The organism is Enterobacter cloacae complex sp. P38RS, from assembly GCF_014930775.1.
In the GTDB taxonomy this organism is placed as follows: Bacteria; Pseudomonadota; Gammaproteobacteria; order Enterobacterales; family Enterobacteriaceae; genus Enterobacter; species Enterobacter bugandensis.
Genome location: NZ_JADBRS010000001.1, coordinates 250541 through 276869, shown reverse-complemented (window position 1 = coordinate 276869; position 26329 = coordinate 250541). Strand labels below are relative to the sequence as shown.

Genomic DNA, 26329 nt, shown 5'->3' with positions numbered 1-26329 from the left:
AATGAAAAAACACCTGCTGGGTATTGCCCTCGGTTCTCTGTTATTTACCACCGGTTCTGCCGTAGCGGCTGACTATAAAATTGATAAAGAGGGCCAGCACGCTTTCGTCAATTTCCGCATTCAGCACCTGGGATACAGCTGGCTGTACGGCACCTTTAAAGATTTCGACGGCACATTTACTTTTGACGAGAAAAATCCTGCGGCAGATAAAGTCAATGTGACCATTAATACGAACAGCGTCGACACGAACCATGCTGAGCGCGATAAACACCTGCGCAGCGCAGAGTTCCTCAACGTCACAAAATTCCCACAGGCCACCTTCACCTCCACGGAAGTTAAGAAAGACGGTGATAAATTGGCTATTACCGGGAATCTGACGCTGAATGGCGTAACCAAACCCGTTACTCTGGATGCGAAATTGGTCGGTCAGGGCGACGATCCGTGGGGCGGAAAACGCGCAGGTTTTGAAGCGGCGGGTAAAATTCACCTGAAAGATTTTAATATCACAACGGATTTAGGCCCGGCGTCGCAGGACGTTGAGCTGGTTATTTCCGTTGAAGGTGTGCAGCAGAAGTCGTAATAGATTCGCCCGGCAGGCTTTCGCCGTGCCGGGCGTTATTATCATTCCGGGTCAGGAATACCCAGTTTGGTATTCAGACGGCCGCGTGATTTATTAAAAATCTTATTACCGTTTTCACGCCCCGCGCGACGACGACGCTGCTCTTCTTCCGGCAGGACGCTCTCTTCGCTGCACAGCTCGCTACAGCAGCCGTTAAACTTCTCGGCACAGGCCGGGCACTGAATAAACAGCAGATGACACCCGTCGTTTTTGCAGTTGGTGTGGGTATCGCACGGCGCGCCGCACTGGTGGCACTGGGCAATCACATCTTCTGAAATGCGCTCGCCCATGCGCTCGTCAAAGACGAAGTTTTTACCGATAAAGCGTACCGGTAAGCCCTGCTCACGGGCGCGGCGGGCGTACTCAATAATACCGCCTTCAATGTGCCAGACCTTGTTGAACCCATTGTGCTTCATCCACGCGCTGGCCTTCTCGCAGCGGATACCGCCGGTGCAGTACATAACGATTTTTTTATCCTTATGCTCCTGCATCATCTCCACCGCTTTAGGCAGCTGCTCGCGGAAGGTATCGGCCGGAATCTCCATCGCGTTTTCGAAATGCCCCACTTCGTACTCGTAGTGGTTACGCATATCAATGAACACGGCATCCGGATCGTCCAGCATCGCATTCACTTCCGCGGCCTTCAGATATTCGCCGACGTCCGCCGGGTTAAACTCAGGATCGTCAATACCGTCCGCCACGATGCGTTCACGCACCTTCATGCGCAGCACCCAGAACGATTTTCCATCGTCATCCAGGGCAATGTTCAGGCGTAAGCCGTTGAGGGCCGGATCGAAGCTATAAAGCGCGTCGCGGAACGCATTCACTTTGCTTTCCGGCACGCTAATCTGCGCGTTAATGCCTTCGCGGGCAAGGTAGACGCGCCCGAAAACGTTCAGCGCCGTGAAGGCCTGATAAAGCGCATCGCGGGTCGCCTGCGGATCGTCGATGGTGAAGTATTTGTAGAAGGAGATGGTCGTGCGCGGTTCGGTTTCAGCCAACATGCGCGCCTTTAACATCTCATTCGAAACGCGGTTGTGTAACACTGGCATGGTGTACAAGTCCTGCAATCGTCAGAGAGAATCAAAATCGGTCGGCATCATATAGCAAACAAAACCAATTTACATCCACACAATTTACGCTACATTTCACACACCCTGATGAATCAGGCTTAACAATTGCCGTCGTCGTGCAGGTTTCGACGGCAGATATTTTGGCTACGTCTCAAAAAATGCGACAATAGCGAAACAGGACGTTTGAACACAGGAAAGACATGACCCAGTTACCAAAATTTACCGTCGCCCTTTTGCACCCCCGCTATTGGATGACCTGGCTTGGCATTGGCTTTTTATGGCTACTGGTACAGCTTCCCTACCCTGTTATCTTCCGGTTAGGTACATCATTAGGCCGACTCGCGCAAACGCTTATGAAGCGCCGCGCCCGCATCGCGTATCGTAACCTTGAGCTGTGCTTTCCGCAGATGAGCGAGGCAGAGCGCCATGATATGGTCTCGAAGAATTTCGAATCCGTCGGCATGGGTCTCATGGAGACCGGCATGGCGTGGTTCTGGTCGGACAAACGTATGGCCCGCTGGAGCAAGGTTACAGGCACCGGCATGGAGCCGGTGCATACGCTTCAGGCCAATCAGACCGGCGTGCTGCTGATCGGCGTCCATTTCCTGACGCTCGAAATCGGGGCGCGTATGTTTGGCATGCAGGCGCCCGGCATCGGGGTTTACCGTCCTAACGACAACCCGGTTATCGATCTCATCCAGACCAACGGCCGCATGCGCTCCAACAAAAGCATGATCGACCGTAAGGATCTGAAGGGCATGATCCGCGCGCTGAAGTCCGGTGAAGTGGTCTGGTATGCCCCCGATCACGACTATGGCCCCCAGGCCAGCGTCTTTGTCCCCTTCTTCGCCGTTGATGAGGCCGCCACCACGACCGGCACCTGGATGCTGGCGCGGATGTCCAAAGCCGCCATCGTTCCCTTTGTTCCCCGCCGTATGCCGGATGGCTCAGGCTACGAGCTGATGATGCTTGAGCCGGAACTCGCGCCACCGCTGGAAGATGCGGAAACTACCGCGCGCTGGATGAACGGCGTTGTGGAGAAGTGCATCATGCTGGCACCCGAGCAGTACATGTGGCTGCATCGACGCTTTAAAACGCGGCCAGAAGGCACGCCTTCCCGCTATTGATCCTCATGCGGCCCTCAGGGCCGCATGCTATTTTAGCTTTAAAAGCTCCCCCTCATTGCGGCAATCATAACCCAGGCGCATAATTAGCAGGCTTATTACTTCATGCCTCAGGTGCTCTGCACCTCACTATGCGGATTGTTATGACACCCTCAGATGCCCCCATAAACTGGAAGCGTAACCTCACGGTTGCGTGGCTTGGCTGTTTTCTTACCGGCGCGGCGTTTAGCCTGGTCATGCCTTTCCTGCCGCTCTACGTCGAACAGCTGGGCGTGACGGGCCATAGCGCACTCAACATGTGGTCTGGCCTGGTATTCAGCATCACGTTTCTCTTTTCCGCCATTGCCTCCCCCTTCTGGGGCGGCCTTGCCGACCGCAAGGGACGTAAAATCATGCTGCTGCGTTCAGCGCTGGGGATGGCGATTATCATGGCGCTGATGGGCGTGGCGCAGAACGTCTGGCAGTTCCTGATATTGCGCGCATTACTGGGCTTGTTGGGCGGATTTATTCCCAACGCGAACGCCCTGATCGCTACGCAAATTCCTCGCCATAAGAGCGGCTGGGCGCTTGGCACGCTCTCAACCGGTGGCGTGAGCGGCGCCCTGCTTGGGCCGCTGGCGGGGGGATTACTGGCGGATAACTACGGCCTGCGCCCGGTCTTTTTCATCACCGCCAGCGTGTTGTTCCTGTGCTTTATCGTCACCCTGGTCTGCATCCGTGAAAAATTTACGCCCGTCGCCAAAAAAGAGATGCTTCACGCCAGAGACGTGCTGACCTCGCTTAAAAATCCCAGACTGGTGCTGAGCCTGTTCGTAACGACATTGATCATTCAGGTGGCAACCGGATCGATCGCTCCTATTCTCACCCTATACGTTCGCGACCTGGCGGGTACCGTCAGCAATATTGCATTTATCAGCGGACTGATTGCTTCTGTGCCCGGCGTGGCGGCGCTGGTTAGCGCACCGAGACTGGGGAAATTGGGTGACCGGGTCGGCCCGGAAAAGATCCTGATCTGGGCACTGATCATTTCCGTCCTGCTGCTTATCCCCATGTCGATGGTGCACTCTCCGTGGCAGCTGGGCGTGCTTCGCTTTTTGCTGGGTGCCGCCGACGGGGCGTTGCTGCCCGCCGTACAGACCCTGCTGGTCTACAACTCCACGAATCAGATTGCCGGGCGTATCTTTAGCTATAACCAGTCGTTTCGCGATATCGGTAACGTCACCGGGCCGCTTCTCGGGGCGGGTATTTCCGCCAGCTTCGGTTTTCGCGCCGTCTTTATCGTGACGGCAGGCGTGGTGCTGTTCAACGCGATTTACTCGTGGTTCAGTTTATCCCGCGCGTTACGGCCGGTGACGGAATAAGAAGAACGCCTGACGGCTTATTTTCGCATTCATACTTGCAGAATCTGATATTCAGCTATTCTTTCCCTGAAACCTTCTGGAAAACAGGGAGACACCAATGACCATGTACGCCACGCTGGAAGAAGCTATTGATGCCGCTCGTGAAGAGTTCCTTGCCGATAATCCCGGCGTTGAGGAAGAAGATGCTGACGTGCAACAACTTAATATCCAAAAATATGTTCTGCAGGATGGGGATATTATGTGGCAGGCCGAATTCTTTGCCGACGAAGGTGAAGAAGGGGAATGTTTGCCGGTCCTGAGCGGTGCAGGTGCGCAGGCCGTGTTTGATGGCGACTATGATGAAATCGAGTTACGCCAGGAATGGCTGGAGGAGAATACGCTGCACGAGTGGGATGAGGGCGAATTTCAGCTCGAGCCACCGCTGGATACGGAAGAAGGTCAAACCGCAGCCGATGAATGGGACGAGCGTTAATTTACGCTACTCGTACGGGCCGTGGCTGGCATCGATGGGCAGCAACAGCGTGTCGAAAATCAGCGAGAACGGCAGATCGAGCACCGTCAGGTAGCGCCATGCGGAATCACGGACATCCCATTTTACGCCCGGGTAGTACTGGTTGCCATGGCCCTGACCTGGAATAGTGCGGCTGATGATGCTGCCGCAGCCGCTCAGCAGGCATGCCATCATGACGACGATGATTATTTTCATCAGTAACCTCTAAAAAAATACCGGCCTCACAGCCGGTATTTTATCTGGCGGGTGGCGCTTTGCTTACCCGCCTTGCTTAACCGCTTACTTCGCCTTCAGCGCCAGCGGGTTCAGCTTCAGCTCTTTGTAGTAGTTCACCCACGAAGAGTACTTCTCCGGAGCGGACCATACGCGATAGTGAAGTCTTGCCATCGTGACCGGATCGCTCAGCAGCACCAGACGACGGTCGCGATTGAGTTTTTCCGGGGTCTCGTTAAGCGCCTGCTCAACGTGACGATCGCGGGCAATCTCCAGTACCTGGCTTGCGCGGTGGCGCGCAGTGGCCATTGCCGTCGCCAGAGCGTTGAATGACGGATTAAACACGGCGTGCATAAAGCCATCGTCCAGCGTGCGGTTACGGTTCTGCTCCAGATAGGTATCGGTATCCACCAGCACCTGCGGCGGGGAATACTCTTCCGGGATCAGGAACAGTTTCCAGCGTTTGGTACGCAGCCCTACCGTTGAACGGCTGGAGATCACGGACACAAACGGCGACAGGATCAGCGAGAAGACAATCGGCGCCAGCCAGAACAGGAAGCGCAGATCCAGCCAGGCCATTCCGGCCGCCCACACCAGGCCCAGCAGCAGCTGAGACCCGTGACGCATGAAGGCTTCACTCCACGGCGTGGAGTCGTCATCACGCTGCGGTGAGTTCCAGACCACTTCCCAGCCCAGGAAGGCACTGACCACAAACACGGTGTGGAACAGCATACGCACCGGCGCCAGCAGCACGGAGAACAGCACTTCCAGCAGCAGCGAAAGGGTGACGCGGAAGAATCCGCCGTACTCTTTCGAGCCTTTGCACCAGATCAGGATGATACTGAGCAGCTTAGGCAGGAACAGCAGCACCATGGTGGAAGCAAACAGCGCAATCGCCAGCTCCGGACGCCACTGCGGCCACACCGGGAACAGCTGGCGCGGTTGCAGGAAGTATTGCGGCTCCGTCAGGGCATGGACGACCTGCAGCGCAGTGGAGAGCGCGAGGAACATAAACCACAGCGGTGCGGAGAGATAAGACATTACGCCCGTCAGGAACACCGCACGGTGAACCGGGTGCATCCCTTTTACGAGGAACAGGCGGAAGTTCATCAGGTTACCGTGACACCAGCGGCGGTCGCGCTTGAGCTCGTCCAGCAGGTTCGGCGGCAGCTCTTCGTACGATCCCGGCAGGTCGTAGGCAATCCAGACGCCCCAGCCAGCACGACGCATCAGCGCCGCTTCCACGAAGTCATGCGACAGAATCGAACCGGCAAACGAACCCTCGCCCGGCAGCGGCGCCAGCGCACAGTGTTCGATGAACGGCTTCACGCGGATAATGGCGTTGTGGCCCCAGTAGTGCGACTCACCCAACTGCCAGAAGTGCAGACCGGCGGTAAACAGCGGGCCGTAAACACGGGTGGCGAACTGCTGGCAGCGCGCGTACAGGGTGTCCATGCCGGATGCTTTTGGCGAAGACTGAATGATCCCCGCGTTCGGGTTGGCTTCCATCAGACGCACCAGACCGCTCAGGCAGTCACCGCTCATGACGGAGTCAGCATCCAGCACGACCATGTAGCTGTACTGGTTACCCCAGCGGCGGCAGAAGTCATCGATGTTGCCGCTTTTACGCTTCACGCGACGGCGGCGGCGGCGGTAGAAGATCTGTCCTTCGCCCTGCACTTCTGCAATCAGCTCCATCCAGGCTTTTTGTTCTGCAACGCAGATATCTGGGTTGTAACTGTCACTCAGGATGTAAACGTCAAAATGCGCCGCATTACCGGTTGCCTTTACGGACTCCCAGGTTGCACGCAGCCCCGCAAATACGCGGTCAACGTCTTCGTTACAGATAGGCATAATCAGTGCGGTACGGTGCTCGGGATTGAGGGGTTCATCCCCGACCGTTGACGCCGAAATGCTGTACTTGTCCCGTCCCATCAGCAGCTGCAGGAAGCCCATCAGCGCGGTCCAGAAACCGGCCGAGACCCAGCAGAAGAGGACCGCGAACAGCAGGAGAATGCCGCTCTGCAGGATATACGGCAGCAGCTGCATGAAGGAGACCCAGAGATCCTGGCCCATCATGTCCGTCGGGTTGATAAACGCCCAGCCCTGGTAAGGCAGAATGGTTTTCATATACCAGGTCGCGACAACCGTCTGCGCCAGCGTCAGAAGCAGCAGGATATAACGGCGAATTGTCCCCACGGTACGCCATTTCTGTTCGGAGGCCTGCTCTTCTTTCGTCAGGCGCGACAGATAGCGCGGCGTGACGTCACGCCCGCGCAAGCGATCCCAGAAGCGGCCAACCGGGTTGGTGCGCCATGGATCGGGGAACATTGAGGAACGCGTCGCTTTCGGCATCGCCTGAAGCTGATCGCGTTCTTCGTCGTCTTTAATCAACTGCCCTTCTGCCAGCGAGTCCGGCCAGGCCTGCTCCAGACGCGCCTTGACTGACCCCAGCGGCGTATCATCATCACGGGAAAACTGACGATGTTCGCCATCCAGCGCGGTATGAACCGCGCGGATGTCGCTCTTAGGCAGCGCCGCTTTTTCGATATCCGTCAGCGGCATGGCATCAATATATTCAGATGTATTATTCATTGGCAGGTAGCTGGTAGCTCCAGGTTTCACTCAGCGGCTGATCTTCACTGACCAGCGCAGCACGCATTTCAGTGGTCTGTTTCGGATCTTTCACTTTCACGCGCAGGGTCAGACGCCAGCCTTTGGTTACCGGGTTGTAACGCACGGTGTTCTCTACGATTTCACCGTTGTCACCGATGCTGGCCTGGGCCGACACCGCAGTATCAGGAGACAGTTTCTTCATATCCTGGCCGGTGAAGTCCACGACAAACGCTACCGTACCGTCAGGCTGACGGATCAGGTTAGACTGCTTCACGTCACCCGTAGATCGGCGAGTCTGCGTCACATACGCGTTATCCGGCGCATGCAGCTTATCTTCATCGCGGCTGAAGGTAATGGTGTACTTGAAGTTCATCTCTTTACCGGCTTCCGGCAGCTGATCCGGCGTCCAGTATGCGACGATGTTGTCGTTGGTTTCGTCGTTGGTTGGAATTTCAACCAGCTCTACCTTGCCTTTACCCCAGTCGCCTTTCGGCGTAACCCAGGCGCTTGGACGCAGGTCATAGCGGTCGTCGAGATCTTCAAAGCGAGAGAACTGACGACCACGTTGCAGCAGGCCAAAGCCCTGCGGGTTTTCCATCGCAAAGCTGCTGACCGCCAGATGTTTCGGGTTATTCAGCGGACGCCAGATCCACTCACCGTTACCGGCATGAATAGACAGACCGTTGGAGTCATGCAGTTCCGGGCGGAAGTTGGTTGCCGGTGACGGCTGGTTCGGCCCAAACAGGAACATACTGGTCAGCGGAGCGACGCCCAGTTTGCCCACTTTGTCACGCAGGTAAACCTTAGACTGCACGTCAACGACCGTGTCACGACCTGGCATAATCACAAAGCGATAGGCACCGGTTGCGCGTGGGGAATCCAGCAGCGCATAAATAGTCAGACGTTTGTCCGTTGGTTTTGGACGCTCAATCCAGAACTCGCGGAAACGCGGGAACTCTTCACCTGATGGCAGCGCGGTATCAATAGCCAGACCGCGCGCAGAAAGCCCGTATACCTGCCCCGCGCCAATCACGCGGAAGTAGCTGGCGCCAAGCATGCTAACGATTTCGTCGTTTTTATCTTTGCTGTTGATCGGGTAAAGCACCTTGAAGCCTGCGAAGCCCAGGTCTTTCACCGTATCTTTGTCGTGCTGCACATTGCCAAAATTGAAGTAATCCGGGCTGTACTTGATCTTACGTACCGCGGTCGCCGTCACTTCATTGATGGCAACAGGCGTGTCGAAGTACATACCCTGATGATAAAATTCAAGCTTGAACGGGGTTTTAACGTTGTTCCAGTACGCTTTATCGTGGTTGAACTGGATCTGCTGATAGTCCGCATACTTCATGTCGCGGAAAACGGAGGGCAGGTTACTTTTCGGCGCTTCGTAGCTCTTGCCTGCCATCGATTTTGCCTGTTTTGCGACATCGTCGATGTTAAAGGCCAGTGCCGATGAGGTATACAGTGATAACACCACCGCAACACCCAACCAACGCATTTTCATCATCTGTGGTTTATGTTTCATAATAAGTAAGCACTTCCCCCTTTGTGTGCTTATATCGATCCGATCCATTTTAATGGAAACTCAGGCAATCCGACAACATAATCACTGCTTTGTTCAGCTGCTGGCTCATGGATTAAGCAAATGAAAGAACCCGTTATTCACTTTGCGTGCTTATCCTGGAGACAGTGTGTCGGTCTTGGTGTAGGGTTGGCGTCGAATGTAACCATTATGAGCCTTAGGGATAAGGCGAAAAGTCTGAGAATGCGCAACGTTATATGAGCACAACACCGACACAACGGGAATATTTCCTCGACTCGATCCGGGCATGGCTGATGCTATTGGGGATCCCCTTTCATATTTCACTGATTTACTCCAGCCACACGTGGCATGTTAATAGCCAGATGCCCTCCTGGTGGCTGACGCTGTTTAATGACTTTATTCACGCCTTCCGCATGCAGGTGTTTTTTGTCATCTCCGGCTATTTCTCGTACATGCTTTTTTTACGCTATCCGCTTAAGCGCTGGTGGAAAGTGCGCGTGGAGCGCGTAGGTATTCCCATGTTAACCGCCATACCGCTGCTGACGCTGCCGCAGTTCATTATGCTGCAATACGTTAAAGGCAAGGCGGAGAACTGGCCGAATCTCTCGCTGTATGAAAAGTACAACACGCTGGTCTGGGAGCTGGTGTCTCACCTCTGGTTCCTGCTGGTTCTGGTGGTGCTGACCACGGTCAGTCTGGTGATTTTCAGCCGCCTGCGCCGTCATCTCAGCACGACAGCAGACTCTTTCTTCGCTAACGTCACGCTGGGCAAGCTGTCGGTGCTCTTTTTACTGCTGGGGATCGCCTATGCCGCGGTGAGACGCACGCTGTTTATTGTCTATCCACCGATACTGAGCGACGGCCTGTTCAATTTTGTGGTGATGCAGTCGCTGTTCTACATTCCGTTCTTTTTGATTGGCGCGCTGGCCTTTATTCATCCGAGGCTTAAAGCGCTGTTTACCACCCCGTCACCGTGGTGCGCGGTGGGTGCGGCCATTGCCTTTGTGGCCTACCTGCTGAACCAGCGCTACGGGAGTGGCGACGCCTGGATGTATGAAACGGAAAGCGTGATCACCATGCTGTTGGGCTTGTGGATGGTGAACGTGGTGTTCGCGCTCGGCCACCGTTTGCTGAACTTTAAGTCCAGCCGCGTGACCTACTTCGTCAATGCCTCACTGTTTATCTATCTGGTGCACCACCCGTTGACGCTGTTCTTCGGGGCATACATCACGCCGCATATCGCATCCAACACGCTGGGCTTCTTTACCGGGCTGGTGTTTGTGGTGGGGATTGCCGTCGTACTCTACGAGATCCATCTGCGGATCCCTCTTCTGCGCTTCCTGTTTTCAGGAAAACCTCAGCCGAAAGCCGCCTGAGCAGCGCGGCGCACTCACGGTGCGCCGCCTTCGCTTCAGCTCTCCAGCTCTTGTCTGCGCTGAGTCAAAAGCCGCTGATAAAGATGCGTGGTGTCTTCATCGAAGCAGACAAAAATCACCTTCTCTGGCAGCGGTTTAAGCGACAAATAGCGGTAAACCGTTTCGACGGCGATGGTCGCCGCTGCCGCCTTAGGATATCCATACACGCCGGTGCTGATGGCCGGGAACGCCATCGTTTTATAGCCGTTGTCGGCGGCAAGCCGCAGACAGTTTCGGTATGCCTCCTCCAGAAGGCTCGCTTCATGCTGGTCTCCGCCGTGCCACACGGGCCCGACAGCATGAATCACCGCTTTGGCAGGAAGGTTGCCCGCCAGCGTAATCACCGCATGGCCCGGAGGGCATTCACCCTGTTGCTGACGCACCATTTTACAGGCTTCCAGTAACTGCGGTCCGGCAGCCCGGTGAATAGCGCCGTCTACGCCTCCTCCCCCCATCAGAGAAGGATTGGCCGCATTGACGATGACGTCGACATGAACTGTCGTAATATCGCCATGAATAACTTCAATTTGCGGTTTCATAAAGCCCCTCTGCTGCCCGCCTTTTTTATAAGTGTATCGCAGAGGGGTTATTGAGAAAAACGATAGGCATAAAACCACGCCCACCGACGGGCGTGCACGGGTATTAACGGTACTGGATCTGAACAACCGCGAGCGTTTTTTCAGGATTCAGGTACGTCATATTCACTGTCGCCAGGCCAGAAGCCGTCGCCTTGCCGTTCAGCGCGTCGCCGTAACTCACCATACGCGTTTGCATACGATTTTTTTCCGGACACGACACCGCCAGCTGCCGCTGCTGCTGTGTAACTTCGCAAGGGTCAGCAACGATTGCGCCGCGAAAGTGAATAACGCCGCCCTGCGCGAGCGTGGCCGAATAAGCTGGAGCGATAAATGCCGAAACAAGCAGGCCCAGACCTGAAATAAGATGTCCAAAAGAGTGGGTCACGATATGTACTCCTCAATGAAAATCGTCCATGAGGGGCAAACGCGCTTCATTATGCAAACGAAGGCTGACGTTACGGAACCTAACAACGCAGTTCCTGATAACAGCTTAGTTCAACGGCAAATATTCACAATGCATTGATTTCATGAATATTTACAGCGCACCCCCGGCTGGCGACCACTGCTGTGATAAATGAAGCGCTTTTCCATCCGTGACGGTGACAACGATGTTGATCGTGTCTTCCGCAGAAATAGTTAAACTCAACCGCGTTAAATCAATCGGCTGATTAGCGGGAATAAAAAGGGTATTTTGCTGTCGCGAAGCACTTTGCCCACTCTGCCCTTCCTTCAAAGAGAGGATCTGAACCTGACAATCACACGGTTCCGTCAAAATGACCTGCGGAATAATGGTCGTCATATTTCCCTGCTGTGACGTTTGAAAGGTTATCTGCCCGGAAAGCGCGGCAAGGAGAATGAAGGTATTCATGAGGAACTCCCGAAAAAAAACAGGGCATCGGCCCTGTTTTTTGTAGTACAGATTTCAGTATCAGTACTGATGCGCTGTCGCGTGGTTACCAAAGCCGATCTGGGTAACGTTGACGGTGGAGTTAGACGCCGTCTGGTCTACGAGCGCACCGTTAAGGCCGCCGTACTGGCTAACATTCATAACGGATTTTTTGCTGTTCCACTGATCGAGTGTCGCACTGTTGCCAAAGCCGTTCTGGGTCAGGTTGATTTTGCTGTCGTCAGAACCCTGACCGACATCAGCCCCGTTACCGCCACCGGTCTGGCTAATATTAAGAACGGAATTTCTGGCATCTGTCTGCAACGCCAGCGCGGAGTTACCGCCACCGTTCTGATAAATATTCAGGGTTGAATTTGGACCACTGTTTCCGCCATGACCGTGTCCATGACCCCATCCGCCCTGATTAATCATACCAGCCATAGCACTACCAGAAACGACGATTGCTGCAAGTGCTGCCACTTTGATAAATTTCATGGTAAACCCCCATCGGATTGATTAACGTCGTCGCGAAATAGCTAGCGCTGAATAACGCGAATTGCCATCTGCGACTGTTTCTGCACTACAACTGCGGTTTTCTGCGTACCGTACTGCGTAATATTTGCTCTATTACCCGACCCTTTCTGGATAATTTTCGCACTATTACCATATCCATCCTGCGTAATACCTGCATCGTTCCCGTTACCGCTCTGATCGATCCAGGCAATATTGTAAGTCCCTGATTGATCAACTCTCGCTCTGTTGCCTGCCCCATCCTGAGAAATGACGGACAAGAGTTTCGATCCTTCCTGGCGAAGCTGAGCGTCATTAAATACGCCCTGTTGACCAATAATGGCTGCCTGATTTAATGATGAATAACTTAATTCATTAACCGCAAAATTATATTCAGCGTTTGCTAAATCTGAATTCGCGGCGGTTACAAATCCAGGCGCACCCAGTAATGTAAACATCAAAAATAACGATGTGTTTTTCATGTTGTCACCCTGGACCCGGCTACCTGAAAACACCCTGATCGTATTTCGTATTAAACGACTCGTTTTTGTTAACGCGTCGTTACGGTGAAGAGTATGTCCGCTGAAACATTTTAAATATCTCACCCGCGCGGCTTATTTTTATTTTTCAGGTCACCACAAAGTTTTAATTTGCACCATAAAAGGCATGACACAGGCCGTTTTTATTTTTTATGAAATATTTATGCGCGACATGTTGTACAACGGCGCGAAAGCCGTCCATGCCCCTTCCCGCGTTGTTTAAGCGTAACGCCAGGATGACATTTTCTTCAGGGCGTGACACAAGGCGAGTTTTCTTAAGCCAGAAAAACCAGAACGGCATGACTTAGAAAGTATCAGTTACTCATACCTGGGTACAAACTAAATAAAATAATAAATACTTATAAATATTAACTGGTTAATTATATTTGTATGATTTTTAAAATCTATGCACTACTATTTCCATGTACAACTTTCATATCAAATAGCAACATTCAAAATCTGCAATTTTCACAAATTAATATTAATTTTTACATCTTGTTACATGATTAACACTTGCTTTAAAATTCGTAAAAGCTAGATTGAAATTAGATGTACGAAATTGGTTTTATATTTACCTCCCTGTGGAGGTTATGTTCTGATTCTACACACAGCAGTGCAACATCTGTCAGTACTTCTGGTGCCCTCTTCTTTACAGAGAGGGCGGCTGTCAGGTGCCAAAAATAAGTGGGGTTTCATCATGTATAATGAAGTCCATAGTTTACATGGTCATACATTACTGTTGATCACAAAACCTTCTCTGCAAGCGACAGCTTTATTACAACATTTAAAGCAATCTCTATCACTGAACGGGAAATTGCATAATATTCAACGTTCTTTTGATGATATTGCGCCTGGCAGCATCATTCTGTTTGATATGATGGAAGCCGATAAAAAGCTTATCCATTACTGGCAAGATAACTTAAGCAGGAAAAACAATAATATCCGCGTGTTATTATTGAATACGCCTGATGAATATCCTTTCAGAGATATTGAAAGCTGGCCGCATATCAATGGCGTGTTCTACGTCACTGAAGAAGAGGTTCGGGTGGTAGATGGTCTGCAAGGCATATTGCGCGGCGAATGCTATTTCTCGCAAAAGCTGGCCAGCTACCTCATCACGCACTCCGGAAATTACCGCTATAACAGTTCGGAATCAGCGCTGCTCACCCACCGTGAGAAAGAGATCCTGAACAAATTACGCATTGGTGCTTCAAATATTGAAATCGCCCGTTCGTTATTTATCAGCGAAAATACGGTAAAGACGCACCTTTATAATCTTTTCAAGAAGATAGCTGTTAAAAACCGAACTCAGGCGGTTTCATGGGCAAACGATAACCTCAGGCGTTAATCACATGAAGCGCACGTTGAGTTGGATCGCCGCAGCGAGTCTCCTGCTCGCTGCAGGGAACCTGCAGGCCGTTGAGGTCGAAGTTCCCGGATTGTTAACTGACCACACTGTCTCATCGATCGGGCACAGTTTTTACCGGGCCTTCAGCGATAAATGGGACAGTCCTTACACGGGTAATTTAACAATCAACGAGCGGCCCAGTGCACGTTGGGGAAGCTGGATAACCATAACGGCCAATCAGGACGTTATTTATCAAACGTTTTTATTCCCCTCGAAAACAGACTTCGATAAAAACGTAGCCTTAGCACTGGCTCAAACTGAAGACGCTATTAATCGCCTGCAAATAGATAAAGCCCTATTAAGCACCAGCGATTTAGCAAAAGATGAGTTCTAGCGAACCGATATGCGGAGGCTGTCATGCGTATTGCATATGCAGTTGTTTCGATCATGCTTATTGCTCCCCTGAGCTGGGCCGGAAATATGACCTTCCAGTTCCGTAACCCTAACTTTGGCGGTAACCCCAACAACGGTGCCTTTCTGCTGAATCAAGCTCAGGCACAAAACTCCTATAAAGATCCGAGCTTTCAGGATTTTACCGTTGATACCCCTTCCGCACTGGATAACTTCACCCAGGCTATCCAGTCGCAGATTTTAGGGGGATTGCTGACCAACATTAATACCGGCAAACCCGGCCGAATGATGACCAACGACTTTATCGTCGACATCGCCAACAGGGACGGACAGCTCCAGTTGAATGTGACCGATCGTAAAACCGGAAAAACTTCCACCATAGAGGTTTCCGGCCTGCAAAATAATTCAACTGACTTTTAAACAATAGCTAAATAAGGACAACGACCATGCAGCGCTTCCTGATATTTGTTGCAGTGTGCTTATTGAGCGGTTGTTTAACTGCTCCGCCTAAAGAAGCTGCAAAACCCACATTAATGCCGCGGGCCCAGAGTTACCGTGATTTAACCCATTTGCCTTCACCTACGGGCAAGATATTTGTCTCGGTATACAACATTCAGGATGAAACCGGACAATTTAAGCCTTATCCGGCAAGTAACTTCTCCACCGCGGTGCCGCAAAGCGCCACCGCCATGCTGGTGACTGCACTTAAAGATTCGCACTGGTTTATTCCGCTGGAACGCCAGGGGCTTCAGAATCTGTTAAATGAACGAAAAATCATTCGTGCCGCGCAGGAGAATGGCACCGTTGCGGACAATAACCGGATGCCTCTGCAGTCTCTGGCCGCCGCAAACGTGATGATTGAAGGGTCGATTATCGGTTACGAGAGCAATGTGAAATCGGGTGGCGTGGGCGCGCGCTACTTCGGTATCGGCGCAGATACCCAGTACCAGCTCGACCAAATTGCGGTTAACCTGCGCGTCGTGAACGTCAGTACCGGTGAAGTGCTCTCTTCGGTCAACACCAGCAAAACGATATTGTCTTATGAAGTTCAGGCTGGGGTATTCCGCTTTATTGATTACCAGCGCCTGCTGGAGGGAGAAATTGGCTACACCTCTAACGAACCGGTCATGATGTGTCTGATGTCAGCCATTGAAACCGGCGTGATCTTCTTAATCAACGATGGTATCGATCGCGGGCTGTGGGATCTGCAAAACAAAGCGGACGTACAGAACCCGATCCTGGTGAAATACCGTGATATGTCGGTGCCTCCGGAATCCTGACGGGCAGCGCATAAAAAAAGGCGAGATGATTATCTCGCCTTTTTTTTATTCACTCACCGCGGTGATGTTTTGCGTTTTTTCCCGTCGCGCCGCCAGCCAAAGACCGCTGTTCTTCATGGCGTAGCCAAACAGCAGCCCCAGCGCCAGGGAAGGAACCACCAGCTTCCAGTCCCCCTGCCCGGCAAAGGTTGCGCAGGCCCCCATAAAGGTTCCCGGCACAAACGACAGCAACAGATGCTTCGCCTGGATGCACATCAGGAAGGCGACGACACCCGTCATGACGTACCCCAGCATATCCAGATGCGGCGCCAGCGCGCTGCCTTTCATGATGACCAGCGCCCAGATAACGCCGCTCATCAGCGTGCAGCCTGAGATAAAGAGCCCTTTCAGCCCGCCCTGAGGACAGGCGAAATAGGCCGTGCAGCCCAGGAAGCCAGCCCAGCTTAACAGACCGAGAGACACCGCTACCCATCCCCAAATACCGGAGAGGATGCCCGTCGTGATTGCAATACAAAGTAATATGTTCATGGCGCGCATCTTAGCAGAAGCGCGCCATAGAAATGAGATCAGAAGCACATTACGTGCAAGTTGAAATGTATCGTTGCAGGATTTTTGTGATTTACATCACTCTTCACTCTCTTCTTCCAGCTCGTCCCACATTGCTGCAATGGCGTCACGCGTCAGCGGGGCCAGCGTTCGCCAGAACGGAGAGGTGGCATGGGCTTCCACTTTTCCCAGGAAGGTCCCCACCCACGGCAGCAGATACGTTTCGAAGAGGATCCCGATGGCTTCATTTTCATCGTCGCCAGCGTTGTCTTCGATCCAGGACGCGGCCAGCAGCAGCGTACCGATATGATCGGCTGGGGTATCGCTCAGCGGCATCCCGCGTTCTGAAAGGAATGCCCGCACTTCCGCTTCGGTCGCGCCTTCCTGCCAGGCGGAACGATACGGCGACACGCGGCACTCTTCGCCCACGAACAGAGCATTGTAGTCCGTTGAGATCTGCTGCATATCGCAGTTTTTCTGCAGGCGCTCCAGTAACTCATCCTGTTCCAGCGGCCAGTTCTGCGCCAGTTTACCTTCGCGAATCAGCGTAAACAGCGGCACCAGCAGCGGGTCCTGCGGCTGGCGGTAATACAGGGAGCCCAGCACGCGGCAAAGGATGGAAAATTCATTCATTGTTTTATTCCGTTATTCAATTAAAGATCGGCAAATTCATCAATCGGCGCCATGCCGCGCGACTCGAGGAAATCAAGCATACGACGCGGCGTGACGTTCAGGATGCGCTCTTCCGGGAAATCCACATCCTGCAATATTTTCAGGCACTCGCTAAAATCCCCCAGCGTGAAGGCCGTGTGCGAATCAGAGCCCAGCGCCACCATGCCACCCGCATCACGCACGGCGGCAGCCACTTCGCGACAGTTGGCTTCACTGCCTTTACGCGAGTGCACGAACGAGGAGTTATTAATCTCCAGCGCCACGCGGTGTTTCGCCGCGGCCTGCGCCACGGCCGGAATATCAATCGGGTATTTCGGATTGCCCGGATGGCTGATGATGTGCACATTGCCGCTGGCAATAGTGGCAATCATCGCCGCGGTATTGGTCTCTTTATCCTGCGGCGGGAAAACCGGCTCATGGAAGCCGGCAAGGATCAGATCTAAGGAGGTCAGCATCGGGCCGGTACAGTCAATTTCACCGTCGGTGTTTTTGATGTTCGCCTCAATGCCGCGCAGTATCCCAATGCCGTCCACCAGACGTGGCCAGATACGCATATTCACAAAATGCCAGTAGTGCGGCGCATCCGCCATATCCGGGCCGTGATCGGTTATCGCGAACAGCTTGATGCCCTTAAGCTTCGCCTGGGCAATATAATCATGGAGGTTGCTATACGCGTGGGTGCTGGCGACGGTGTGCATATGCAGGTCAACGGGATACATCTTTCTCTCCTCTGCGTTTTTTCCAAAGGATAGCAGTTATCAGCGGCGAATATTAGCAAAAACCCGGCGAACGCCGGGTTTCTCTCAGTAGCCGCGCTGTCGGTCGACCTGTCCGGTGACCGGGTTACCCTTCTCTATTTCACCGATCGTGTGCGAGATATAGGCCACCGCCTCGGCAGGTCGCGTCACGGCGGCAACGTGCGGAGTCATTGCCACGCGCGGGTGTCGCCACAGCGGGCTTTCCTCCGGTAGCGGCTCACGGCTGTAGACATCCAGCATGGCGCCTTTAAGCTTCCCGCTGTCCAGCGCCTTCAGCAGATCTGGCTCGACCAGATGCACGCCGCGCGCCAGATTCATCAGGTAGCTCTGGTCGTCCAGCTGGTTGAGCAGGCCATCATTGATAATTCCCACCGTTTCCGCCGTATTGGGCAGCAGGTTAATCAGCACACGCGTGCCGTTCAGGAAGGCCGGAAGCTCATCCGTTCCGGCAAAGCTCTCAACGCCCGGATAGTCTTTACGGCTGCGGCTCCAGCAGCGCAGCGGGAAACCCCACGGCGCGAGCGCTTCAGCCACTTTCGAACCCAGCACGCCCGCGCCGAGGATACCAACGGTAAACGCTTCGCGCGGATATTCAGGCAGCGGCTCCCAGCGGGATTGCTGCTTAAGCGCCTGATAGTCATCAAAGCGGCGGAACCAGTGCAGCACCTGGCTGACGGCATATTCCTGCATTTGCTGGCCCATACCGGTATCTTCCAGGCGGAACAGAGGAATATCTTCCGGCAGCATTTCAGGGTGTGCTTTCAGCTTGCTCAGAATGGAATCCACGCCGGCTCCAAGCGCGAACACGGCCTTCAGCTTACGGCCCTGGAGCATTTCTACCGGCGGATGCCAGACCAGCGCGTAGTCAGCATGTTCGTTATCGCCCCGCTTCCACTCACGAACGCGAGCGCCCGGCAGTGCCGCAGAAAGTGCCTTAATCCAGTAAGCCGTATCAAAAGTGGGGTGATAGAAGAGTATATCCATAGTCAATCCTGCCTTTTATTGCGCTGATTTATTTTGCTTTTTAACTGGACGGTCAGCATAGCAAATTTATTGCGTGACCGTGTTGTTGATAAAAAAGACGCTTTCAGCACATTTAAGAATCATGTTGCCTGAAGTTTGTCTAAACGCGCTAAATTACTGAAAAAGTGGGTTGACGGCAGTTCGGCTTTTCCTTACATTAGCGCCCGTCCCAGCAACAACGGGATGACAATATGGTGAGGTGTCCGAGTGGCTGAAGGAGCACGCCTGGAAAGTGTGTATACGGCAACGTATCGGGGGTTCGAATCCCCCCCTCACCGCCATATTTGAGATGAGAGCTCGTACGAAAGTACGGGCTTTTTTCTTTTATATTCTCCGTAAGGGGGGATGAGAACCCCCGACCGGGGTTCGACAACTGGCGCAGCCAGTTGGACAGACTGAGAGCGAAGCGAACAGGCTGCCCGCAGGGCGAGCGAAGCGAGTCAATCCCCCCCTCACCGCCATATTTGAGATGAGAGCTCGTACGAAAGTACGGGCTTTTTTCTTTTATATTCTCCTTAAGGGGGGATGAGAACCCCCGACCGGGGTTCGACAACTGGCGCAGCCAGTTGGACAGATGACGAACCTGCGAGGAAACTGCCCAGAGGGGCGAGGGGATCGTTACTCCTCCACCATCCGCGCATACTCTTCAGTAAGAAAATCCACCAGCGTTCTGACGGACGGCAGCAAACCTCGCCTGGAAGGATAAACAGCGTGAATCACTTCCCGTCGGGGTTCCCATGCGTCCAGCACCCTTACCAGTTCCCCGGATGCCAGCTGATCCTTGACCATCAAAATCGGCAGCTGCACCACGCCCACCCCCGCCATCGCCGCTTCACGCAGCGCCAGCATGTCGGTGGTAATAAAGCGCGGCGTGTAATGAATCGCGGCTTTCGCTCCCTCCGGCCCGCTCAGTTCCCATCTGTGCAGCTGCTTTCCCACCCCCATGCTCAAACCCGGCCACTCGCTCAGCTCAGAGGGCACGGCAGGGTGACCCATCCGCTCAATCAGCGCAGGGCTTGCCACCAGGCAGTGTCCCCTGTCTGCCAGCACTCTTAACACCAGGTCGCTGTCATCAAACGGACGTGGACGAACGCGGATCGCCACGTCGATGCCCTCTCCCACCAGATCAACCCGTCGGTTGGTGGCCTCAAGCTGAAGATTGATCCCCGGATAGCGCGCCATAAACCGCGCCAGCATGGGCCCCACGTGCACGTGCAGCAAGGTGACCGGACAGGTGATCCTGACCACGCCGCGTGGCTCGGCCTGCAACGCCGCCACCGCCTCTTCCGCAGCTTCGGCCTCTACCAGCATGGCTTTACAGTGCTGATAGAACGTCTGCCCCACTTCCGTCACCGTAAACTGCCGGGTGGTGCGCTGGATCAACCGCACGCCAAGGCGCTCTTCCAGCTGGGCAATCCGGCGGCTCAGTTTTGACTTGGGCTGATCGAGCGCCCGACCCGCCGCCGCAAATCCACCATGGTCCACCACCTTCACAAACCACGCGAAATCATTGAGATCCTGCATACGCCCTCATCGTTCCATATTCAGAACAGTGAATGTCATTTTCACTATCTACCGGGATATTAACCCTGAATATAAGCTAATTACATCAACAGAACATCAGGAGTTCATCATGAAAAACGTAACAGGCGTTTATACCGCACCTCGTCCGCACTGGGTCGGTGACGGTTTCCCGGTTCGTTCAATGTTTTCTTACCAGACGCACGGCGAGCCGCTGAGCCCGTTTCTGCTGCTGGACTATGCCGGACCGTACACCTTCCCGGCGGACGGCGCGAAACGCGGCGTGGGCGAGCATCCTCATCGCGGCTTTGAAACGGTGACCATCGTTTACGCCGGCGAAGTGGAGCATCGCGACTCCACCGGCAGAGGCGGCATTATTGGCCCCGGCGACGTGCAGTGGATGACGGCGGGCGCAGGCATCCTGCACGAGGAGTTCCACTCCAGCGCCTTCGCGCAGAAAGGCGGTGAACTAAAAATGATGCAGTTGTGGGTCAACCTGCCCGCCAAAGACAAAATGGCGACGCCCGGCTACCAGAGCATCACCAAAGCGGATATCCCGGTGGTCACGCTGCCGGATAACAGCGGCACGCTGCGGGTCATCGCCGGTCGCCTTGAGGACGTGACGGGCCCGGCCCATACCTTCTCACCGCTGAACGTCTGGGACATCGCGCTTAACCAGGGCAGCCATCTGACGCTCAACCAGCCCGAAGGCTGGAGCACGGCGCTGGTGGTACTTGAGGGCAGCGTAACGGTGAACGGCACCACGCCAGCGGGTGAAGCGCAGCTGGTTGTGCTAAGTCAGAGCGGTGAAAAGCTGCATCTGGAAGCGAACAGCGACGCGAAATTGCTGCTGATGGCCGGTGAGCCGCTGAATGAACCGATTGTGGGCTACGGCCCGTTTGTGATGAACAGTAAAACCGAGATCGCGGAAGCCATTCGTGATTTCAACTCCGGCCGCTTTGGCCAGATCTGAACGTAATTAAGGAGCGCAATATGTCTACCCCTGCAAACTTCAACGGTGCACGTCCCGTCATTGACGTAAATGATGCCGTCATGCTGCTTATCGACCACCAGAGCGGGCTGTTCCAGACCGTCGGCGACATGCCCATGCCGGAGCTGCGCGCCCGTGCGGCGGCGCTGGCAAAGATCGCCACGCTGGCGAAGATCCCGGTGATCACCACCGCCTCCGTTCCACAGGGACCGAACGGCCCGCTTATCCCGGAGATCCACGCCAACGCGCCGCATGCGCAGTATGTGGCCCGCAAAGGTGAGATCAACGCCTGGGATAACCCGGAATTCGTGGCGGCGATAAAAGCTACCGGTCGCAAGACGTTAATTATTGCAGGCACGATCACCAGCGTCTGCATGGCCTTCCCGTCCATCAGCGCGGTGGCGGACGGATATAAAGTGTTTGCGGTGATTGATGCCTCCGGCACCTACAGCAAAATGGCGCAGGAGATCACCCTGGCCCGCGTGGTCCAGGCAGGCGTGGTGCCGATGGATACCGCCGCTGTGGCCTCTGAGATCCAGCGAACCTGGAACCGTGAAGATGCGGCTGAATGGGCTGAGGTATACACCCACATCTTCCCGGCCTACCAGCTGCTGATCGAAAGCTACGGCAAAGCGCAGGAGGTGGTGAAAAACAGCGAAGTGCTCGATTCGCAGCGTTAATCCTGCGCTGTACGACATAAGCTGATTAAGGCTTAACCGAACAAGCACGAATGCAGAAAATCTGCTTGACCGCTTTCGCGCAACTCCCTATAGTAGCGCCCCGTTGCCCCCCAAGCGGTCAGGCAGCAAAACAATATGGTGAGGTGTCCGAGTGGCTGAAGGAGCACGCCTGGAAAGTGTGTATACGGCAACGTATCGGGGGTTCGAATCCCCCCCTCACCGCCATATTTGAGATGAGAGCTCGTACGAAAGTACGGGCTTTTTTCTTTTGGATCGCACCTGGGGATTCGAACCTTGAGACTCCCTGCGCTCTTTATGCCTGCACATAAAACAAAGCCCGGTTTCCCGGGCCTTGAACACAACAGCAAACTCAGTAATACGCTTGCAGCGTGCGCTGACAGAGCGCCGAGCGCACGCAGTCCTCTTTGGTGAAGCGTACCACCCCAATCATCTCATCTTCCTCAAAACGTGACATGGCGTCGCTGAGGCCGGACTTCACGCCCGACGGCAGGTCACACTGGGTAATATCGCCGTTGACGATAACCGTCACGTTCTCCCCGAGGCGCGTTAAAAACATCTTCATTTGCGCAGCGGTCACGTTCTGAGCCTCGTCGAGAATAACGACCGCATTTTCAAATGTACGTCCGCGCATATAGGCGAACGGCGCGATTTCCACCTTGCCAATCTCTGGTCGCAGGCAGTACTGCATAAAGGATGCACCCAGTCGCTTCACCAGCACGTCATAGACGGGCCTGAAGTACGGAGCAAACTTCTCCGAAATATCGCCGGGCAGGAAGCCGAGATCTTCATCAGCTTGCAGTACAGGACGGGTAACAATAATGCGCTCCACGTCCTTATGGATCAGCGCTTCCGCTGCTTTGGCTGCACTGATCCAGGTTTTCCCGCATCCGGCTTCGCCGGCTGCAAAGATGAGCTGTTTACTCTCGATAGCATTCAGGTAGTGCGCCTGAGCCTCATTGCGCGCCACAATTGGAGAATTATCACGGCTGTCTCTGGCCATGCCAATTGCTTCTACGCCACTCATCTGCACAAGCGAGGTGACCGATTCTTCTTCACGCTGTTTATGGCTACGTGAGTCCCGTCTCAGCACACGTTTTGCTTCGCGACGAGCTTTGATCACTGCTTTTTGTCTTCCCATGGATAGCACCTTGAGTTGTTGGTATTCATCACACGCGCCAGCTTCGGCACGATTATGCGCACGAACATCAGAGGGTTGGCTTCCTTGTAAGCCATTGCTTGCTTTATCAGATGACGATACAGAACGGCTACGCGCACCGGTCTGCACGTCGGTCGAATCAGGTTCTTGAGATGTGGGGGAGAATTTAGTGGTGAGGAAATCGCTGCCGGAGTCTGAGCCTCCGCGCCGGGTGCTGCGGTTGTTATGTTTACCTTGTCCAGTACAGGACGCAACCATTCGCGATCTCCATAGTGATTCAGCATCACTGCCGGGAACTACCGCTGTCTTATCTTAAGTACATCAGGAGTTATCATAAATGCAACATTTATTTTACCTGAATGCAACTTTTAAGACTGTTCCTGCAGCGGAATCAGTCTTATATATGAATATTACAGAAATATAACAATAAGATAGTCATATGAAAAAATAATGTCCCCGCGAACTATCGCAGGGACGATTATCAGGCTTCCATCAGACCTTGTGCGAGATACGCGCCAGCATCGCGCGCGCCGGGCAGGGCAAAGAAATAGCCGCCGCCGATGGGCTTAATGTACTCTTCCAGCGCTTCGCCGTTTAACCGCTTCTGCACGGTCAGGAAGCCTTTCTCCAGATCGTGCTGATAGCAGACGAACAGTAGCCCCATATCAAGCTGGCCGGAATTGGTCACGCCCAGCGAATAGCTGTAGCCACGGCGCATCATCAGGCTGGACTGCGTCTCTTGGGTGCGGGGGTTGGCAAGGCGAATATGGCTGTCGAGCGCGATAATGTCGCCATCCGGGTCGTTCGCGTAGTCCGGCACATCATGCTCGTGCTTCATGCCCAGCGGCGCCCCGCTCTGCTTGTCGCGGCCAAAAATCGTCTGCTGCTCTTTCAACGGCGTGCGGTCCCAGAACTCCACGTGGAACTGAATAATGCGCACAGCCTGGTAGCTGCCGCCCACCGCCCATGCGGGTTCCCCCTGATCTGCCGTCACCCACACCACGTCTTTCATCAGCGCCGCATCGCTGCTGTCCGGGTTGGCCGTGCCGTCCTTAAAGCCCAGCAGGTTAACCGGCGTCTCTTTGCCTTTGCTGCGGGCGGCGTGGTCAGAGATAAACCCTTCCCGCTTCCAGCGCACGCTCAGCAGATCCGGCGTGTGCTTGATGATATCGCGCAGGGCGTGGATCACCGTGTCCTGGGTATTGGCACAAATCTGCAGGAGCAGATCGCCGTGGCACAGCGCCGCGTCGAGGGAGTCATTCGGGAAGCGCGTCATCTTCTGCAGCGCGTTCGGCTTCTGTTTTGCCAGGCCGTAGCGGCCGTCAAACAGCGACTCCCCTACCGACACGGTAATGGTCAGGTTATCCGGCGCGATAAACGCCCCGAGGATACCGGAATCCATCGGCGGCAGACGCGGGTTCGGCGTATCCGGTGCCGGCCCGCCCGCGGTAAGAAACGCGATGCGCGCCGTCAGCAGGCGGAACAGACGCTCCAGATCCGCCTTATCGCTGGCCAGCGAATCAAAGGCCACCAGCATCATGGAAGCCTGCTGCGGCGTGAGAATACCCGCCTGGTGCGCGCCATAAAACGGCTGGGTCTCCATGCGGGCATCCGGCGAGAGCGTACCGGGTGCGCTCTGCGGTTTCGCCGCATGCGCCACCGGGCAACCTCCCGCCAGGGCAAACGCGCCGCCCAGCGCCCCTACCCCTTTTAACAACCGACGCCGTGAAGGTTCAGCGACGTCGTACTCGTCATGCTTGTTCATCGTGCTTAGTCCAGACCCAGTACGCCGCGCAGCAGGGAGAGATCTTCCGCCAGCGTCGTAATCGGGCCTTTCAGCGCGTTACGGTCGGCGTCGGTCAGCTTGTCGTAGGTTTCGAACCCGTCTTTGGTACGGTACTTCGCCAGGATGGTATCGACCTTTTTGAAGTTGGCATCTACTTTCGCCAGCAGTTCGCCGTTCTCTTTCTGCAGCTGAGGACGCAGCAGCTCGACAATCTTCTGCGCACCGTCGACGTTGGCCTGGAAGTCCCACAGGTCAGTGTGGCTGTAGCGATCTTCTTCACCGCTGATTTTGCTCGCGGCCACTTCTTCAATCAGACCGGCCGCGCCGCCCACCACCTTCGACGGCGGGAAGGCAAGCTCGCTGATGCGCTTTTGCAGCTCCAGCACGTCGGTGTTCAGCTGCCCGGCGTATTTCTCCATTCCTTTGGTGGAGTTATCGCCAAACAGGGCTTTTTCCAGACGGTGGAAGCCGGTGAATTTCGGATCGGCGGCCTTCTGCTCGTAGTCATCTTCGCGGGCATCAATGCTGCCGTCGAGGTCAGAGAACAGCTCGGCAATCGGCTCGATGTGCTCGTAGTGCTGACGGGTTGGCGCGTACAGGGATTTCGCTTTTTCGATATCGCCCGCTTTCACGGCGTCGGTGAAGGCTTTGGTACCCGTGACCAGGTCCGCCGTCTCTTTGGTGACGTAGGCTTTATAGGCGGTGATAGCGTCGCCCAGGCTCAGCAGGGCCGTGCCTTTGGCCGCGTCCGCCGTCGCAGCACCTTTGACGATCAGCTTGCCTTTAGGGTTGGTCAGCAGGCCGCAGGTCATGTCGTATTCACCCGGCTGCAGGTTGGCGGTCATCTTCTGACTGAAGCCTGGCGCGATGTTCTCGCGCTCTTCCACCACCATCACGCCTTTGAGGATCTCCCACTCCAGCGCCTTCTGGCTGTGGTTCTGAATGATAAACTGGGTTTTACCGCTGTTAACCGTGATGGTCATCGGCTCACACTGCTTATCGTTAACGGTGACTTTTACCTGCGGAATATCCGCAGCCTGCGCAGCGAATGCAGAAGCGAACAGCGCGGCAATGCCTGCGCACAATGCACTACGACGAAACTGAATTGCCATGACTCTTCCCTTAAAAAGTATGTTGTAACTAAAACA

General features: G+C 54.5%; 28 protein-coding genes, 2 tRNA genes and 1 other RNA gene. 14 read left to right on the top strand and 17 right to left on the bottom strand.

The features are described from left to right. Position 1: 1 nt before the first annotated feature. A complete protein-coding gene (locus tag IM303_RS01305; RefSeq protein WP_048998806.1) occupies positions 2-580 on the top strand; it encodes a YceI family protein in 579 nt (192 codons plus the stop codon). Positions 581-621: 41 nt separating this feature from the next. Here the strand turns inward: IM303_RS01305 and IM303_RS01300 are convergent, their stop codons facing one another. Then, entirely contained in the window at positions 622-1671 is a 1050-nt protein-coding gene (locus IM303_RS01300) for a rhodanese-related sulfurtransferase (protein ID WP_028012690.1), read from the bottom strand. Between the two features lie 221 nt (positions 1672-1892). On the opposite strand from IM303_RS01300, the gene IM303_RS01295 reads away from it, so the two are divergent. From IM303_RS01295 to IM303_RS01285, 3 genes are all read left to right on the top strand, one after another. Continuing rightward, positions 1893-2819: a Kdo(2)-lipid IV(A) acyltransferase gene (locus tag IM303_RS01295; RefSeq protein WP_028012689.1), complete on the top strand. Its 927-nt coding sequence runs from the start codon at positions 1893-1895 to the stop codon at positions 2817-2819. Positions 2820-2959: 140 nt separating this feature from the next. Further along, positions 2960-4177 (top strand): multidrug efflux MFS transporter MdtG, encoded by a 1218-nt coding sequence (gene mdtG / locus IM303_RS01290; protein WP_048998807.1) that lies wholly within the window; start codon positions 2960-2962, stop codon positions 4175-4177. Between the two features lie 97 nt (positions 4178-4274). Further along, a complete protein-coding gene (locus tag IM303_RS01285) occupies positions 4275-4649 on the top strand; it encodes a MysB family protein (protein WP_028012687.1) in 375 nt (124 codons plus the stop codon). A 6-nt stretch (positions 4650-4655) separates the two neighbouring features. Here the strand turns inward: IM303_RS01285 and IM303_RS01280 are convergent, their stop codons facing one another. The 3 genes from IM303_RS01280 to mdoG all read right to left on the bottom strand — a co-directional run bounded on the left by IM303_RS01280 (position 4656) and on the right by mdoG (position 9042). Continuing rightward, positions 4656-4883: a YceK/YidQ family lipoprotein gene (locus IM303_RS01280; protein ID WP_013097162.1), complete on the bottom strand. Its 228-nt coding sequence runs from the start codon at positions 4881-4883 to the stop codon at positions 4656-4658. A gap of 84 nt (positions 4884-4967) precedes the next feature. Then, complete coding sequence (mdoH, locus tag IM303_RS01275; RefSeq protein WP_192970899.1) at positions 4968-7496, bottom strand: glucans biosynthesis glucosyltransferase MdoH; 2529 nt, start codon at positions 7494-7496, stop codon at positions 4968-4970. Continuing rightward, the gene (gene mdoG, locus IM303_RS01270; RefSeq protein ID WP_028012685.1) at positions 7489-9042 is read right to left on the bottom strand and encodes a glucans biosynthesis protein MdoG; all 1554 of its coding nucleotides are present in this window, start codon (positions 9040-9042) and stop codon (positions 7489-7491) included. Before mdoG ends, mdoH begins: the two co-directional genes overlap by 8 nt. Before the next feature lie 254 nt (positions 9043-9296). On the opposite strand from mdoG, the gene mdoC reads away from it, so the two are divergent. After that, positions 9297-10436: a glucans biosynthesis protein MdoC gene (gene mdoC / locus IM303_RS01265; RefSeq protein ID WP_192970898.1), complete on the top strand. Its 1140-nt coding sequence runs from the start codon at positions 9297-9299 to the stop codon at positions 10434-10436. A gap of 35 nt (positions 10437-10471) precedes the next feature. Here the strand turns inward: mdoC and ymdB are convergent, their stop codons facing one another. From ymdB to csgB, 5 genes are all read right to left on the bottom strand, one after another. After that, positions 10472-11014, bottom strand: coding sequence for an O-acetyl-ADP-ribose deacetylase (gene ymdB / locus IM303_RS01260; protein WP_045630081.1), 543 nt, complete (start codon positions 11012-11014; stop codon positions 10472-10474). 103 nt (positions 11015-11117) lie between these two features. After that, the gene (locus tag IM303_RS01255) at positions 11118-11438 is read right to left on the bottom strand and encodes a hypothetical protein (protein WP_048998810.1); all 321 of its coding nucleotides are present in this window, start codon (positions 11436-11438) and stop codon (positions 11118-11120) included. A gap of 150 nt (positions 11439-11588) precedes the next feature. After that, entirely contained in the window at positions 11589-11921 is a 333-nt protein-coding gene (csgC, locus tag IM303_RS01250; protein ID WP_041910536.1) for a curli assembly chaperone CsgC, read from the bottom strand. Positions 11922-11981: 60 nt separating this feature from the next. Next, entirely contained in the window at positions 11982-12434 is a 453-nt protein-coding gene (gene csgA / locus IM303_RS01245; protein WP_047368274.1) for a curli major subunit CsgA, read from the bottom strand. Positions 12435-12475: 41 nt separating this feature from the next. Further along, entirely contained in the window at positions 12476-12931 is a 456-nt protein-coding gene (gene csgB, locus IM303_RS01240) for a curli minor subunit CsgB (RefSeq protein WP_028012679.1), read from the bottom strand. 754 nt (positions 12932-13685) lie between these two features. Here csgB and csgD point away from each other — a divergent pair. The 4 genes from csgD to csgG are packed head-to-tail and all read left to right on the top strand — an operon-like array spanning position 13686 to position 16027. Next, a complete protein-coding gene (gene csgD / locus IM303_RS01235; protein ID WP_028012677.1) occupies positions 13686-14336 on the top strand; it encodes a biofilm master transcriptional regulator CsgD in 651 nt (216 codons plus the stop codon). Between the two features lie 4 nt (positions 14337-14340). Continuing rightward, positions 14341-14730 carry a curli production assembly/transport protein CsgE gene (gene csgE / locus IM303_RS01230; protein WP_048998812.1) on the top strand — a complete coding sequence of 130 codons (390 nt, stop codon included), beginning with the start codon at positions 14341-14343 and terminating at the stop codon, positions 14728-14730. 23 nt (positions 14731-14753) lie between these two features. Continuing rightward, positions 14754-15167, top strand: coding sequence for a curli production assembly/transport protein CsgF (csgF, locus tag IM303_RS01225; RefSeq protein ID WP_028012675.1), 414 nt, complete (start codon positions 14754-14756; stop codon positions 15165-15167). 26 nt (positions 15168-15193) lie between these two features. Next, a complete protein-coding gene (gene csgG / locus IM303_RS01220; protein WP_028012674.1) occupies positions 15194-16027 on the top strand; it encodes a curli production assembly/transport protein CsgG in 834 nt (277 codons plus the stop codon). Between the two features lie 45 nt (positions 16028-16072). On the opposite strand, the gene IM303_RS01215 is transcribed toward csgG, so the two are convergent. The 4 genes from IM303_RS01215 to ghrA all read right to left on the bottom strand — a co-directional run bounded on the left by IM303_RS01215 (position 16073) and on the right by ghrA (position 18987). Continuing rightward, entirely contained in the window at positions 16073-16555 is a 483-nt protein-coding gene (locus tag IM303_RS01215) for a DUF1097 domain-containing protein (RefSeq protein WP_075206640.1), read from the bottom strand. A gap of 96 nt (positions 16556-16651) precedes the next feature. After that, complete coding sequence (locus IM303_RS01210) at positions 16652-17206, bottom strand: molecular chaperone (protein WP_048998814.1); 555 nt, start codon at positions 17204-17206, stop codon at positions 16652-16654. Positions 17207-17226: 20 nt separating this feature from the next. Further along, complete coding sequence (locus IM303_RS01205; RefSeq protein WP_048998815.1) at positions 17227-17964, bottom strand: phosphatase; 738 nt, start codon at positions 17962-17964, stop codon at positions 17227-17229. 84 nt (positions 17965-18048) lie between these two features. Beyond that, complete coding sequence (ghrA, locus tag IM303_RS01200) at positions 18049-18987, bottom strand: glyoxylate/hydroxypyruvate reductase GhrA (RefSeq protein ID WP_048998816.1); 939 nt, start codon at positions 18985-18987, stop codon at positions 18049-18051. 232 nt (positions 18988-19219) lie between these two features. On the opposite strand from ghrA, the gene IM303_RS01195 reads away from it, so the two are divergent. Then, positions 19220-19307, top strand: a tRNA-Ser gene (locus IM303_RS01195). Between the two features lie 44 nt (positions 19308-19351). Further along, positions 19352-19487: non-coding RNA, RtT sRNA (locus IM303_RS01190), on the top strand. 157 nt (positions 19488-19644) lie between these two features. Here the strand turns inward: IM303_RS01190 and IM303_RS01185 are convergent. Continuing rightward, complete coding sequence (locus tag IM303_RS01185) at positions 19645-20550, bottom strand: LysR family transcriptional regulator (RefSeq protein WP_028012669.1); 906 nt, start codon at positions 20548-20550, stop codon at positions 19645-19647. Between the two features lie 109 nt (positions 20551-20659). On the opposite strand from IM303_RS01185, the gene IM303_RS01180 reads away from it, so the two are divergent. The 3 genes from IM303_RS01180 to IM303_RS01170 all read left to right on the top strand — a co-directional run bounded on the left by IM303_RS01180 (position 20660) and on the right by IM303_RS01170 (position 22443). Further along, entirely contained in the window at positions 20660-21520 is an 861-nt protein-coding gene (locus IM303_RS01180; protein WP_048999532.1) for a pirin family protein, read from the top strand. 20 nt (positions 21521-21540) lie between these two features. Next, the gene (locus IM303_RS01175; RefSeq protein ID WP_048999533.1) at positions 21541-22218 is read left to right on the top strand and encodes an isochorismatase family protein; all 678 of its coding nucleotides are present in this window, start codon (positions 21541-21543) and stop codon (positions 22216-22218) included. Between the two features lie 137 nt (positions 22219-22355). Further along, positions 22356-22443: transfer RNA gene (locus IM303_RS01170), tRNA-Ser, on the top strand. 145 nt (positions 22444-22588) lie between these two features. Here the strand turns inward: IM303_RS01170 and phoH are convergent. The 3 genes from phoH to efeO all read right to left on the bottom strand — a co-directional run bounded on the left by phoH (position 22589) and on the right by efeO (position 26293). Continuing rightward, positions 22589-23377 carry a phosphate starvation-inducible protein PhoH gene (gene phoH / locus IM303_RS01165; protein ID WP_193359594.1) on the bottom strand — a complete coding sequence of 263 codons (789 nt, stop codon included), beginning with the start codon at positions 23375-23377 and terminating at the stop codon, positions 22589-22591. A gap of 499 nt (positions 23378-23876) precedes the next feature. After that, positions 23877-25160, bottom strand: coding sequence for an iron uptake transporter deferrochelatase/peroxidase subunit (efeB, locus tag IM303_RS01160; protein ID WP_049001652.1), 1284 nt, complete (start codon positions 25158-25160; stop codon positions 23877-23879). Between the two features lie 5 nt (positions 25161-25165). Further along, entirely contained in the window at positions 25166-26293 is a 1128-nt protein-coding gene (gene efeO / locus IM303_RS01155; protein ID WP_193359509.1) for an iron uptake system protein EfeO, read from the bottom strand. Positions 26294-26329: the final 36 nt, after the last annotated feature.